15 protein-coding genes are annotated in these 13,472 nt (G+C 69.6%); 10 read left to right on the top strand and 5 right to left on the bottom strand.

Annotation, left to right across the window (positions count from 1 at the left end):
• Positions 1-15 precede the first annotated feature (15 nt).
• The 7 genes from AB0P41_RS14005 to AB0P41_RS13975 all read left to right on the top strand — a co-directional run bounded on the left by AB0P41_RS14005 (position 16) and on the right by AB0P41_RS13975 (position 4,957).
• Entirely contained in the window at positions 16-666 is a 651-nt protein-coding gene (locus tag AB0P41_RS14005) for a class I SAM-dependent methyltransferase (RefSeq protein ID WP_365932066.1), read from the top strand.
• A 58-nt stretch (positions 667-724) separates the two neighbouring features.
• Complete coding sequence (locus tag AB0P41_RS14000) at positions 725-1,213, top strand: DinB family protein (protein WP_356706737.1); 489 nt, start codon at positions 725-727, stop codon at positions 1,211-1,213.
• 266 nt (positions 1,214-1,479) lie between these two features.
• Positions 1,480-1,737, top strand: a complete 258-nt coding sequence (locus AB0P41_RS13995) for a hypothetical protein (protein WP_365932063.1) — start codon at positions 1,480-1,482, stop codon at positions 1,735-1,737.
• Positions 1,738-1,785: 48 nt separating this feature from the next.
• Positions 1,786-2,553, top strand: coding sequence for an SDR family oxidoreductase (locus tag AB0P41_RS13990; protein WP_365932061.1), 768 nt, complete (start codon positions 1,786-1,788; stop codon positions 2,551-2,553).
• Between the two features lie 26 nt (positions 2,554-2,579).
• The gene (locus tag AB0P41_RS13985; RefSeq protein ID WP_356706743.1) at positions 2,580-2,951 is read left to right on the top strand and encodes a MerR family transcriptional regulator; all 372 of its coding nucleotides are present in this window, start codon (positions 2,580-2,582) and stop codon (positions 2,949-2,951) included.
• A 322-nt stretch (positions 2,952-3,273) separates the two neighbouring features.
• Positions 3,274-4,209 (top strand): MerR family transcriptional regulator, encoded by a 936-nt coding sequence (locus AB0P41_RS13980; protein ID WP_365932060.1) that lies wholly within the window; start codon positions 3,274-3,276, stop codon positions 4,207-4,209.
• A gap of 175 nt (positions 4,210-4,384) precedes the next feature.
• Positions 4,385-4,957, top strand: a complete 573-nt coding sequence (locus AB0P41_RS13975) for a dihydrofolate reductase family protein (RefSeq protein ID WP_365932058.1) — start codon at positions 4,385-4,387, stop codon at positions 4,955-4,957.
• A gap of 145 nt (positions 4,958-5,102) precedes the next feature.
• Here AB0P41_RS13975 and AB0P41_RS13970 read toward each other — a convergent pair whose 3' ends face one another.
• Positions 5,103-5,540 (bottom strand): MerR family transcriptional regulator, encoded by a 438-nt coding sequence (locus AB0P41_RS13970; RefSeq protein ID WP_365932056.1) that lies wholly within the window; start codon positions 5,538-5,540, stop codon positions 5,103-5,105.
• Positions 5,541-5,933: 393 nt separating this feature from the next.
• Here AB0P41_RS13970 and AB0P41_RS13965 point away from each other — a divergent pair, with 393 nt between their 5' ends.
• Positions 5,934-7,436 (top strand): SulP family inorganic anion transporter, encoded by a 1,503-nt coding sequence (locus AB0P41_RS13965; protein WP_365932054.1) that lies wholly within the window; start codon positions 5,934-5,936, stop codon positions 7,434-7,436.
• A 235-nt stretch (positions 7,437-7,671) separates the two neighbouring features.
• On the opposite strand, the gene AB0P41_RS13960 is transcribed toward AB0P41_RS13965, so the two are convergent.
• The 3 genes from AB0P41_RS13960 to AB0P41_RS13950 form a co-directional block, all read right to left on the bottom strand.
• Entirely contained in the window at positions 7,672-8,547 is an 876-nt protein-coding gene (locus AB0P41_RS13960) for a virginiamycin B lyase (protein WP_365932052.1), read from the bottom strand.
• A gap of 29 nt (positions 8,548-8,576) precedes the next feature.
• Positions 8,577-9,485 (bottom strand): alpha/beta hydrolase, encoded by a 909-nt coding sequence (locus AB0P41_RS13955; protein WP_365932050.1) that lies wholly within the window; start codon positions 9,483-9,485, stop codon positions 8,577-8,579.
• A gap of 277 nt (positions 9,486-9,762) precedes the next feature.
• Positions 9,763-11,031, bottom strand: coding sequence for an APC family permease (locus tag AB0P41_RS13950; protein ID WP_356706757.1), 1,269 nt, complete (start codon positions 11,029-11,031; stop codon positions 9,763-9,765).
• 284 nt (positions 11,032-11,315) lie between these two features.
• On the opposite strand from AB0P41_RS13950, the gene AB0P41_RS13945 reads away from it, so the two are divergent.
• Positions 11,316-11,711, top strand: coding sequence for a Rid family hydrolase (locus tag AB0P41_RS13945; RefSeq protein WP_365932048.1), 396 nt, complete (start codon positions 11,316-11,318; stop codon positions 11,709-11,711).
• A 78-nt stretch (positions 11,712-11,789) separates the two neighbouring features.
• Here the strand turns inward: AB0P41_RS13945 and AB0P41_RS13940 are convergent, their stop codons facing one another.
• Positions 11,790-12,695 carry an NADP-dependent oxidoreductase gene (locus AB0P41_RS13940; protein ID WP_365932047.1) on the bottom strand — a complete coding sequence of 302 codons (906 nt, stop codon included), beginning with the start codon at positions 12,693-12,695 and terminating at the stop codon, positions 11,790-11,792.
• Positions 12,696-13,104: 409 nt separating this feature from the next.
• Here AB0P41_RS13940 and AB0P41_RS13935 point away from each other — a divergent pair, with 409 nt between their 5' ends.
• Entirely contained in the window at positions 13,105-13,461 is a 357-nt protein-coding gene (locus AB0P41_RS13935) for a MerR family transcriptional regulator (protein ID WP_365932045.1), read from the top strand.
• Positions 13,462-13,472: the final 11 nt, after the last annotated feature.

Raw genomic sequence — 13,472 nt, 5'->3', positions numbered from 1 at the left:
TGAGGAGCACCGTCCATGACCGAACAGACCACTCCCGAGGGGCACTCCGACGCGGGCCGCTTCTGGGAAGAGCACTACAGCTCCCGCGACGGGGCCACAGGGCGCCGGGTGAATCCCCTGCTGGTGGAGATCGCCTCCGGTCTCACGTCGGCGACCGCACTCGACCTGGGCTGCGGGGCCGGTGGTGACACTCTCTGGCTGGCCGGTGCGGGCTGGCGGGTGACCGCCGTGGACGTCTCCGGCACGGCCACGGCACAGGTCGCCGACGCGGCTCGCGAACGCGGGCTCGGTGACCTCGTCCATGCCGAGCGGTACGACCTGGCCGTCGGCTTCCCCGCAGGCCGCTTCGACCTGGTGACCGCCCTGTATCTGCAGTCGCCGTTCGACCTGCCGCGCACGCAGGTGCTGCGGAACGCGGCGCGGGCGCTGACACCTGGCGGACGGCTGCTGGTCGTCGACCACGGATCGATCGCCCCGTGGTCGTGGAACCAGGACCACGACGCTTCGCACCCCACACCGCACGAGATCGCCGCCGACCTCGCCCTGGACCCGGACGGCTGGTCGATCGAGAGGGCGGCCTCGCCACGACGGATCGCTTCCGGGCCGGACGGCCGGACCGCCGAGGTCGTCGACCACGTCCTGCTGATCCGCCGGGCGACCGGCTGAGCAGCAGCACGCCCCGTCCCACCCGCCTGATCGACCGTTCGCACAGAAGGGCACTCTCATGAGGTCCACCCGCCGCCGAGACCTGCCGCCGCCCAGCACCGGTGCCTCGGAGAAGGACGTACTGCTCGGCTTCCTCGACTACGTGCGCGCCTGCATGGCTGCCAAGGTCGAGGGCGTGCCGGAGCCACAGGTCCGTACGCCCGGTGTCCCGTCGGGCACCAACCTGCTGGGCCTGGTCAACCACCTTGCCCACGTCGAACGTTCCCTGTTCCTCGGCGAGCAGGTCGCCGACTGGCAGGCCACCTTCGCCGCGGCCCCCGGCGACACGGTCGACGACGTCCTGGCCGCCTACCGCGACGCGGCCGCCCGGTCGAACGTGGTCGTCCGCGCCGCGTCCGACCTGACCGCCACCGTCGCCCGCCCCGCGTCCCGGCCGGAGGGACCGTCCCTGCGGTGGGCGCTCACGCACATGATCGAGGAAACGGGACGCCATGCCGGCCACGCCGACATCCTGCGCGAACTGCTCGACGGAACCACGGGCCGCTGAACAGCGAGGCGCGCAGGAGCACGTCCATCGATTCGACAAGGAGCCGACGGCCGAGGCCGGCGTCTGACCGACGGCGTAGCTGTACGAGAACAGGGCCGAGGAGTGCGCCACCGCCGCGGCCAAGTCCCCGGGAGCCGCCGCGTTGATCGCGGACGGCAACGGCGAATACCGCGGGACCTACCGGCGCATCCTCAACACCGGCACCCTGGCCGACCGTGGCCCGTTCACCAGCAGCCAGACTCAGCAGGCCCGTAACAAGCTCCACCTTGCAATCGCAATCAGCTTCCCTCGACCACCTCGTCCAGCGCGGACGCGCCCTCGCCGACTGCACCCAGGCCGATGTCGACGCCTGGTACGCAGGCGGCTGCACCGGCACAGCGGCGATCCGCCAACTCGCCCTCCAGGCCCCGGCCCCGGTGATCGCCAGGATGCTCGGCCATAACGACGACCACACCACCGGATCGCCGAAGAGGCCGGAGGAACTCGGCGTCACTATGCCCCCGGCGACCACCGTCGGTGACTAGCGCCCGTCAGGCGCTGCTTGACCTTGCCGCTGGCGGCAGGGTTGCACGATGACCGGCATGAACAGCACCGCACCGCAGAGCAGCAGGATTGTTGCCGTCACCGGAGCCGGCACCGGAATCGGCCGGGCCACTGCCCGCGCCTTCGCCGCCGAGGGCGCCCACGTGGTCGCGATCGGGCGGCGGGTCGAGCCCCTCGAGGAGACCGCGGCCGGGCACGACCGGATCACGCCGCTGGCCGCCGACATCACCGCCGATGGCGAGCCGGACCGGATCCTCCGGACCGTGCTGGAGATGCACGGCCGGCTGGACGTACTGGTCAACAACGCAGGCATCGTGCGCAGCGGCACACTAGGAACGCTGACGCCGGAGATGATCACAACTCAGCTTGCCACCAACCTCGTCGCCCCCATCCTGCTGACCCAGGCCGCGTTGCCACTCCTGACGAAGTCGGGAGGAGTGGTCGTCAATGTCAGTACGTCGGTGGGGCAGCGGGCATGGCCCGGCAGCTCGGTCTATGCGGCTACCAAGACCGCTCTGGAGCTGCTGACCCGCAGCTGGGCGGTCGAGCTGGCACGCCGTGGGATCCGGGTGGTGGCGGTCGCCCCTGGCGCGATCGACACCCCCATCGGCGAGCACCAGGGCCTGACGCCGGAGCGGATGGCAGCGGTGCGGGAGTGGCAACTGGCGCACACCCCGCTTGGCCGGGTCGGCCGCCCCGAGGAGGTGGCCTGGGCAGTCACCCAGCTCGCCGCACCGGCCGCGGCGTTCGTCACCGGAGTGGTACTCCCGGTTGACGGCGGAGCGGTCGTGGCGTGATAAGAGTGCCCTGGGAGGTGGGATGGGTGCGGATAGGTGAGCTGGCCAGGGCCACCGGGACAACCGCCCGCGCGCTGCGGCACTACGAGCAGACCGGACTGCTCTCTTCGCAGCGGGCCCCCAACGGCTACCGCATCTACGACGAGCGGGCCGTGGTGCGGATCCGCAATATCCGCTACCTGCTGGCCGCCGGGCTCACCCTGGACGACGTGCGGGTGTTCCTGCCGTGCCTGGACGGCGATGTGGCCGCCGCACCGCCCTCGGACAAGGGCCTGCGGGTCGCGTCGGAACGGCTGGCGGTCCTCAACGAACGGATCGCTGCTCAGACCGAGGCCCGCGACCGGCTGGAAGCCGCGTTGCGACAAGCAACCGGTGGCCAGGCCCGCCCAGTGGCCTGAACTCCCGCCTCGTCACAGAAGCCGGCGGAACCTGGAGTCGCTATGCACCCATGGCCACTCACAGTGACCATGGTTCCTCACCAGCCAAGGAATACGCGGTGCTCCGGATCGGGGTGGACATGCCGGGAGCGCGCCGGGAGCCGGTACGCGCCCGGTCCCGCCGTCCTCAGCCGCCCCGGAGGAGATCACTGGCTTGGAGTGGGCCGAACGCGTGCGCCTTCGGCCGTGTGCGGCTTCAGTAACTCGAAGGACATCTCGGTCAGGAGCCCCGCTGGGGCATGGCCTTGAGTCTCCAGTGACTGGAGACAGCAGAGTGGGAGACATGGACGCTACGACCCTCTACTCGATCGGGAAGCTTTCCCGGCGGACCGGCTTGTCCGTGAGGACCATTCGGTTCTACTCCGATTCGGGGGTGGTGGCGCCGACCACCCGAAGTCCCGCCGGCTATCGGCTCTACGACCACGACGCAGTGCTTCGTCTGGAACTCGTCCGCACACTGCGCGAACTGGGCATGGACCTGCCCACGATTCAACGGGTACTGGACCGCGATCTCTCGGTGGCGGAAGTCGCCGCGGCACACGCCGACGCCATGGACGTCCAGATCCGAATGCTGCAACTGCGCCGAAGCGTTCTGCGAGTCGTGGCCAGTCGCGGATCCAGTCCTGAGGAGACCAAGCTCATGCACAGGCTCACGCAGTTGTCCGGCGAGGAACGCCGACGTCTGATCGACGATTTCGTGGACGACACCTTCGGCACAGTGGATGCCGAGCCGGGCGCAGTGGCCATGGTTCGCACTGCGACTCCCGATCTCCCCGATGACCCGACCTGCGAGCAGGTCGCCGCGTGGGTGGAACTCGCCGAGCTGGTCGGCGACGAGGATTTCCGTGCCCGGATGCGCCGGACGGCCGTACGCCAGGCCGCCGGGCGCCCGCTCGACATCGAGCGCGACGCCGGCGAGGAGCTGATGGAGTTCACCTGTCAGAAGGTGGCTGAGGCCCTGGAGTCGGGCATCGACCCGCTCAGCAACAGAGCCGCACCCGTCATCGACGACCTCGTGCACCGCTTCGCCGAGGTGTTCGCGCGCACCCCTGACACGGAATTCCGGGACTGGATGGCGCAGCAGTTCGAAGAGGCACACGATCCCAGGGTGGACCGGTACTGGCGGCTGGTGTGGATCGTCAACGGCTGGCAGGTGGTACCGAATGCGGTCCCCATGTACCCCTGGCTCACCCAGGCCCTGCGAAAGGGGCACCTGTGACTCGCCGAGGCGACCCGGATGACCGAGACTGCCGGAAAGGGTCGGCGACGACCGATGAGTCCCGCCATGATGCACAGTCATAGATCGTGACCGGTGCACCGCAGCCGCGTGGGAGGTCGAAACGCCCACCGCCCGCACCCGCTGAGATCCAGACACGAGACATCGAGGAACCGAGATGCGCATCCTGATCAGCACCGCCTTCATTTCGCTCGACGGCGTCGTGGAGGCCCCAGGAGGCGAGCCCGGTTACAGGAACTCCGGGTGGACCTTCAAGGACGTCGAGTTCCTCCCCGAGGCCTTCGAGATCAAGGGCCGCGAGCAGAGGGAAGCTGCCGCGCTCCTGATGGGCCGGACCAGCTACGAGGCGTTCAGCCCGGTGTGGCCCGACATGGAGGACTTCACCGACTACAAGGTGATGCCGAAGTACGTCGTCTCCACCACCCTCACCGAGGACGACCTGGTGACGAACTGGGGCGAGACGACGATCCTGCGCACCCTCGACGAGGTCGCCGCGCTGAAGGAGACCGAGGGCGGCCCCGTCATCGTCCACGGCAGTGCCTCCCTGAACCGGGACCTCTCGGACGCCGGCCTGATCGACCGTTACCACCTGATCGTCTTCCCGCTGCTGCTCGGGGCGGGCAAGCGGCTCTTCAGCACCACCGACAAGGACACACAGAAGCTGAAGCTCGTCGAGCACGAGGCCTACGCCAACGGGCTGCAGAAGAACGTCTTCGACGTCATCCGCTGACAAGGCTCCCCCGCCCACCCTGGGGCACTGGTGCCCCTTCTCATCGTCAATCGGCACCACACACGTCGAGCACGTCAAGATCGATACTGCCGGCCCCGGTGGCTCCGCACCGAGCGCTGCCCGCTCGGCCGGCACCGGCCCCGGTTCAGGTGCGAGCCGAGGCAGTGCTGGGTGCGGTGTCCTCGCCGGGAGCCTTCCGAAGGCGGCTGCGGAGGGTGGCGGCGAAGTCCTCCGCGCGGGTCAGCTGGGTGCGCAGGTCCTCGATCTTCCGGGCCGCGGCCTGCTCGTAGGTCCCCATGCGCTGCAGAAGCGCTTCGCGTTCGGTGCTTTCGGCCGGCGGGGCGGCGTCGAGGCTGTCGGTGATGTCGAGGAGGTCGCGCATCTCGTCCAGGGTGAAGCCGAGGGGCTTCATACGGCGGATGACCATGAGCCGGGTGACGTCGGTCTCGGTGTAGAGACGGAATCCGCCCTGGGAGCGGGCGGAGGGGATGACGAGTCCGACTTCCTCGTAGTGGCGGATGGTGCGCAGGGACAGTTCGGTCCGTGCGGCGACTTCGCCGATCTGCATGTGCGCGTCGTCCACGCTGTGGCCCTGGCCCTTCTCGTCGTGGCGGCCGCATCCGTACGTTCCACCCCACCATCAACTCTAACGTTAGGGTAGAGTTAATGGTGGCGAGGGCGGTCCGACTGCCCTGCTGCTGCCGCTCCGGGGTCGAGGACGTCCCCGGCGAAGACCCGATTCTTGCAGGAGAGAGCGTGCGCGAGCCCATGACGCCGATCGCCGCCGCCTGCCCGCCGTGACACTTCGCACCCCGATGTGAGCCGCCGGCCGCACACCCGCGGCAGGCTCCGTCCCCTTCGACTTCCGGCCCGCCCCGCGGGTCGTCCGCAGGGTTCCGCTTCGGCCCTGCGCGTCCTTCCCGTACGCCCCGGCCTGCCGGTGGGGTGTGCCCGAGCACGACAGGTACGCATCTCCTTGTCTTCTGTTGCTGTCACTCCCGCCGCGCGGCTGCGCGGCCTCAAGCCCGACTGGCTGAACAACCCGAAGGTCTGGCGCACCGAGATCCTGGCCGGCCTGGTCGTCGCCCTGGCCCTGATCCCCGAGGCGATCTCCTTCTCGATCATCGCCGGGGTCGATCCGGCGATCGGCCTGTTCGCGTCCTTCACCATGGCCGTCACCATTTCCGTCGTCGGCGGACGTCGCGCGATGATCTCGGCGGCCACCGGTGCGGTCGCACTCGTCATCGCTCCCCTGAATCGCGAGCACGGCCTTGGATACCTGATCGCCGCCGTCATCCTCGCCGGTGTCATCCAGGTCGCGCTCGGCGCGCTCGGGGTGGCGAAGCTGATGCGGTTCGTCCCGCGCTCGGTGATGGTCGGCTTCGTCAACGCGCTGGCGATCCTGATCTTCATGGCCCAGGTGCCCGAGATGCACGACGTGCCCTGGGCCGTCTATCCGCTGATCATCGGCGGACTCGCGTTGATGGTGTTCTTCCCGAAGGTCACCAAGGTGGTCCCGGCGCCGCTCGTCTCCATCGTCATCCTGACCGTCATCACGGTCGCGGCCGGCATCGCCGTGCCGACCGTGGGCGACAAGGGCGAGCTGCCCTCGTCACTGCCGGTGCCCGGCCTGCCCGACGTGCCGTTCACGATGGACACCCTGACGACGATCGCCCCGTACGCCTTCGCCATGGCGCTGGTCGGCCTGATGGAGTCGCTGATGACCGCGAAGCTGGTCGACGACATCACCGACACCCACTCCTCCAAGACCCGCGAGTCCATCGGCCAGGGCATCGCCAACATCGTCACCGGCTTCTTCGGCGGCATGGGCGGCTGCGCCATGATCGGCCAGACGATGATCAACGTGAAGGTCTCCGGCGCCCGCACCCGCCTGTCGACCTTCCTGGCCGGATCCTTCCTGATGGTGCTGTGCATCGTCTTCGGCCCGGTCGTCTCCGACATTCCGATGGCGGCCCTGGTCGCGGTGATGGTGATGGTGTCGTTCGCGACGTTCGACTGGCACTCCATCGCCCCGAAGACGCTGAAGCGGATGCCCACCGGTGAGATCGCCGTCATGGTCATCACCGTGGCTGTGGTGGTGGCCACCGACAACCTCGCCATCGGCGTCGTCGTCGGCTCCGTCACCGCCATGGTCATCTTCGCCAAGCGTGTCGCCCACCTCGCCCGCGTGCACGCTGTCCTCGACCCCGACGGCACCACCGTGGTGTACTCCGTGACCGGTGAGCTGTTCTTCGCCTCCTCCAACGACCTCGTCGGCCAGTTCAACTACGCCGACGACCCCGACCGGGTCGTCATCGACCTGTCCGCCGCCCACATCTGGGACGCCTCCTCCGTCGCGGCACTCGACGCGATCGAAACCAAGTACGCCCAGCGCGGCAAGAGCGTCGAGATCACCGGCCTCAACGACCCCAGCGCCGACCTCCACGGCAAGCTCAGCGGCGAACTCACCAGCCACTGACACCCGCCCGCGACCACACGGCCGAGGACCCCGGCGCCTGTGCCGGGGTCCTCGGCCGTTCCCGCGGCCCTACGCCGGCGTGGGGCCGCAGCACGCGTGGCTGCCGCTCTGCGGGAGGCCGAGGAGTCATGACCGACATGGTGCGCCCGCACAGGCTCATGCCTTCTCTTCGGTGGAACGTACGGCCTTGCCGTCTGCGACGGTGCTCCGGAGCGGGCGGTTCTTCGTCCTGCGGCTAAGGTTCGAGCCGCGCGACCCCTCCCGTCTCAAGGGCCGCCCACAGAGCCCCGTCGGGCCCCAGGGTGATGCCGTGCGGCTCGGACGAGGGGGACGGCAGGCTGTACTCGACGATCTTGCCGCTACCGGTGATGTGGCCGAGGCTGTTGGCTCCCCATTCGGTGAACCAGCAGTCCCCGGTGGAGGCCGCGACGATGGCATGGGGCTTGGCCGTGCGGTCAGGAAGCGGGAACTCCTCGACCGTGCCGTCCACCGAGATCCTGCCGATCTGGCCCGCCGCGATCTCGACGAACCACAGGGCGGCGCCGTCGCTGGTGATGCCCACGGGTGCGGCGCTCGGGGTGGGGAGCTGATGGATGACGATCTCCCCGTGGACAGTGCTACGGCCGATCGCGTTCGCCTGGTTGAGGGTGAACCACAGGGCCCCGTCAGGGCCTGCGGTGATCCCCGAGGGACAGGCGCCCGCACAGGGAAGGACGAACTCGGTGATCTCTCCCGTGCTGGTGATGCGGCCGATCCGGTCGGTGTTCATCTCCGTGAACCACATCGCACCGTCGGGACCGGCGGTGATCCCGAAGGGTCCGGCGTCGGGCGTCGGCACGGGGAAGGACTCCGTCTCACCGCCGGCGGTGATGCGGCCGATCCGGTGGTCCTGGTACCGGCTGAACCACAGTGCTCCGTCGGGCCCGGGAGTGATGACCGTAGGGCGGCAGTCGGACGGGGCCAGGGGGAATTCGTCGAGTTCGCCGTCGAGGGTGAGGCGCGCGATGCGGCCGCTGTGCGCGAAGGTGAGCCACAGCGCGCCGTCAGGTCCGGCCGCGATGCCGTACGGCCCAGCGCTCTTGTCCGCCACGGACATTTCGGTTACGGCCACAGCAACTCCTTGCGGGGATGGGACGGGGATCAGCCGACGTTCCCGGCCGATGTCGCAGCTCGGCCTCGCACCAGGTCGAGAACGATCGCGGCGAGGTCAGCAGGCCGGGTCATCGGGATGTTGTGGTTAGAGCTGATGCCGATCAGCCGGCGGCCAGGGGCGGCATCGACGACCGTACGCATTTCGTCACGCCGCGAGGCGTAAAAACCGTCCTCGGCCAGCACGATCGTCATCGGACAGGTGAGGCGGTCGTACACCTCGATGCTCGGGAAGACGTCCGCGTCCGGCTCCACGGCGGTGACAGTCGCGATCTCCTCGATGGCCGGTCGCCGTGCCCACCGGTGGCCGCGGCGCAGGAAGGAGCGCCGCGTGACCTCCTCGACAAGTTCGTGCCGTGCTCCGGCGTTGAGCCTGTCCCCTCCGGCATCCCGCACGCACTGCTCGACATAGGCGTGCATCTGATCGTCGTCCGCTTCCCAGCCGTAGCGGAACATCGTCCGCAAACGGTCCGCCGTCTCCGCGGTCCGCGCAGCGGCATGCTCGGCGAGTGACACGTCACGGTCATCGAGCACCACGCCGTCCACGACGCAGAGGGCGGCCGATTCCGCGAGGCCGCTGGCAACGGCAGCCGTGACCGCGTACCCGCCGGTGGAATGGCCCACCAGCACGGGGCGGTCCCAGCCCAGCGCGGTGACGACGTCCCCGATGTCTCGCCAGTACTGCTCGGGACCGGTGGAGTCGAGCCGGGTCTGTCCATGGCCACGCAGGTCGATGGCGATCGGATGACACCCGCTCACCAGACGGGATGCCACATCCGCCCAGACGGCGGCGTTGTGTCCGCTGCCGTGGACGAGCAGCACCCCCACACCGTGGCCGCCGAAGTCCACACCCGAGAGAACCCCATCCGCGACGGGGAGTTCGATCTCTGTTCCGGTCACCACCGCACCCTGACGACCAGAGGCCATCAAGCGCAACTGCTTTTCCGTCTTCGCCGTCGCCGTGGTCGACGACCCAACGCTGCCCGAGACCCTGGCCGAACCGGCGGCCGCACGGGCGGACGAGATGGATGCCGACACCGTCAACCGCGAGCTGCCCCTCGCGCGCAAGGCGATCGGCTGGTGGCAGCGCCAGGGCTGGATCAAGCCGATCCGACGGTCGGCATCGAGCGGCGGCCGGCACCGCCCGACCGCACCATGTACGGGGCCGACCGGTGCGCTACCGGGAGACCGCGTGGCGGATGCCGTACGCGGCTGCGCCGATGAGGAGGACGGCTGCTCCGGTGATCACGGACGGCAGCGGAAGGGCGAACGCCAGGAGGAGGCAGCCGGCGAGGCCGGCCACGGGGATGATCCGGTGTCTGCGGCCTTCGGCCGAGCGCACGGTCCATGCGGAGGCGTTGGCGATGGCGTAGTAGGCCAGGACGCCGAAGGAGGAGAATCCGATCGCTCCGCGGACGTCCGTGGTCCCGGCGGCTACGGCGACGATGGCACCGACGAGGAGTTCTGCCCGGTGGGGGACCTTGAAGCGTGGATGCACGGCGGCCAGGGCGTGGGGAAGCTTGTGGTCCCGGGCCATGGCCAGGGTGGTGCGGGAGACGCCGAGGATGAGGGCGAGCAGGGAGCCGAGGGCGGCGACGGCGGCGCCGACGCGTACGACGGGGACGAGCCAGTCGGCGCCGGCCGCCCGCGCTGCCTCGGAGAGCGGTGCTTCGGCGGCGGCGAGTTCACCGGGGCCGAGGATCAGAAGGACGGAGACGGCGACGAGGGCGTAGACGACAAGGGTGATACCGAGAGCGATCGGGACGGCGCGGGGGATGGTGCGGGCCGGATCGCGGACTTCTTCGCCGAGCGTGGCGATGCGGGCGTAACCGGCGAACGCGAAGAACAGCAGTCCGGCTGCCTGGAGCACGCCGCCGGCCGTGGCGTCCGTGCCGATGTTCAGGCGGACCGTGTCCACGGCGCCGGAGGTGAGGGAGGCGACCACGAAGGCGACGAGCACGGCGAGGACGACCGCCACGGTGACGCGGGTGAGCAGGACGGACTTCTGGACGCCCGTGTAGTTGACTGCGGTGAGTGCCGCCACGGCGGCGACCGCGACCGCGTGGGCCTGGCCCGGCCAGACGTAGGAGCCGACGGTCAGCGCCATCGCCGCGCAGGAGGCGGTCTTGCCCACGACGAACGCCCAGCCGGCCAGGTAGCCCCAGAAGTCGCCCAGCCGCTCACGTCCGTAGACGTAGGTGCCGCCGGAGGCCGGGTAGAGGGCCGCGAGCCTGGCGGAGGACGTCGCGTTGCAGTAGGCGACGACCGCAGCCAGGGCGAGACCGAGCAGCAGGCCGGAGCCGGCCGCCCGGGCGGCCGGAGCCAGGGAGGCGAAGATCCCGGCGCCGATCATCGATCCCAGGCCGATCATCACCGCGTCCGGCACACCCAGGCGCCGCTGGAGTTCGTCCCGGCTTCCGACTGCTCGCTGAGGCGTGCTGCTCAACTTCTTCTCTCCTTGGCGGACGAGACGGCAGGCATGTTCCGCGGTCCGCCCGTACGATAGGCGATCCGTCCGAACATCTCGTGACGCGTCCGAGCAGAGCCCTCGTCCTGCCCGGCAGGCCACCTGTGGTACTTCGCCCTTCTCGGGAGACGGTCCGCCCGGTGCCATCCGGGCAGGAGCGGCTTCCTCCCTCCCCTCAAGCGCCCTTCCGGGGGTGCGAGCAAGGGTGCCCGGTGGTACGCCTGGCCTCGAGAACGTCCTGGCCGGCCGTGGAACGGAGGAACATGAGCAGGGAAGAGATCGGTCCCCGCGTGGTGGGCGGCAAGCTGATGTACAACCGCGCTGTCCGGATCGACGAACCGCGCAGCTGGCTCTACGTCGCCGGGCACGAAGCTCGCGACGACGACGGAAGTATCGCGCACAAGGGTGATATGGCCGGTCAGATCAGGCTGGCGCTGCGCCGGCTCGGGGAGACCGTCGCCGAGGGTGGCATGACGATGGCGGACGTGGTGCACATCCGCGTGTTCACCACCGACATCTCGGCGTGCAAGGCTGAGTACGGGGTGCTCATGGACGAGCTCGAGGCGCTTCGGTGTCGGCCGGCCAGTCTTCTGGCGGAAGTCAGCGCCCTGTCCGACCCCGACATGCTCATCGAGATCGAAGCCGTCGCGGCGCGCTGACCCCATGTCAGCAGCCCTTGGGACGCTCAGGTGAGTGGCTCCTGGGGTCCAGCATGTGGGGGTCGAAGCCCCGGCTGTTCAGAGCCGGATCACGATCTTTCCCCGGGTGCGTCCGCGCTCCGCGTGCGCGTGGGCGTCGGCGATCCGCTCCAGAGGGTAGGCCTGTTCGATCCGGGGTATGTAGCGGCCTTGCCGGCCCAGTTCCGCGGCAGCGGACAGGAGGGCGGAGTCGTTCTCCGCGTTGACCACATGCGTGCCCAGGCGCTGCCCGCCGGCATGGTCGGCGACCGTCGCCACGCGCTGCGGGTCACCTGTGATCGCGACGAGGTCGCCCAGCGAGCCGGAGGCCGCGGTGTCGAGCGCGATGTCGACACCGTCCGGAGCGAGAGCGGTGAGGCGCTGTGCGAGGCCGGGGCCGTAGGTGGTGGGAACGGCGCCGAGAGAGGTGAGGAACTCGTGGTTGCGTTCGCCGGCTGTCCCGATCACGGTGGCACCTCGCGCTACCGCGATCTCGGCTGCCGCGCTGCCCACGCCTCCGGCGGCGCCCTCGATGAGAAGGGTGCGCCCCGCGAGGGAGCCGAGCGCGTTCAGGCCACCCATCGCGGTCACGGACGCGAGACCGGCGCCCGCGGCCTGCTCGTCGTTCCAGGTGGCGGGGGTGTGCGCCCAGGCCGAGAGGACGAGCAGCTCTGCGGTCGCCCCGGTGACACCGCCCAGTCCGAAGACACGGTCGCCGATGCTCACCCCCTGCACCCCGTCCCCGATCTCGTCGACCACACCGGCGCCGTCGCGCCCGGGAATGGCGGGCAGTTCCACGGGGAACAGCTGGTGCAGGGCGCCGGCACGCAGCTTCCAGTCGATGGGATTGACGCCGGCCGCCGCGACGCGGACACGGATCTCACCGGGCCCGGGCTGAGGGTCGGGGGCCTGCTCGATCACCAGGCTCTCCGCTCCGCCGTACTCGTGGAATCGGGCTGCACGCATAAGGATCTTCCTTACTTCGACGGGCCGGAATGACGTGTTCATCCGGCGCTCGCCACTGTAGAACCTGACGTTGACGTGAGGTGCAAGCCCCAATTGCCGCCAGATCGGAGGAGGGTGAACGCGGATGGGTGAGTTGCCGAGCGGGCGGGGTGAGCGTGAGGCCCGCGCCACCACGAGGGATCACGCCGCCCGTCACGGCCCGGCACCCATGTGTCCTCGGGCGGGCCCGGCGAACCCGGCACGACGCGAGGGCAGCCGGGCGTACGTGAACACCCTCGGGGCCAGTTCATGATCGATCTCAGCGCCGGCAACGGGTCGGTCGGTCCCGAGGGCCGGCCCCGGAGCCGGTGTTGCTAGCCTGAACCTGACGTCGACGTGAGGTACGAGCGGGAAGGGAGTGACCTGCGTCATGCGCATCGGACAGCTCGCCAGGCGGTCGGGGGTCAGCGTGCGGGCCCTGCGCTACTACGAGGAACAGCGGCTCCTGGAATCGTCGCGGACGCCCGGTGGGCAGCGTGACTATCCCGAAGAAGCCCTGGAGCGGGTCCAGCTCATCCAGGACCTCTTCGCGGCCGGCCTCTCCAGCCGTACCGTCGTCGAACTCCTGCCGTGCGTGAGCACCGGCGTCGCGACCCCCGCCATGCTCGACCAGCTCATCATCGAACGCGACCGCATCGCCGCACGCATCCAGGACCTGACCCGGGCCGAGACCAAACTCGCCGACGTGATCGAGAACGTGAGCGCGGCGAACGTGGTGCAGGACTGATCAACCCTTCG

It is taken from the genome of Streptomyces sp. NPDC079167, assembly GCF_040686735.1.
GTDB lineage: Bacteria > Actinomycetota > Actinomycetes > Streptomycetales > Streptomycetaceae > Streptomyces.
Note: the sequence above shows the minus strand (reverse complement) of the source record. Positions and strands in the feature narration are given on the sequence as shown.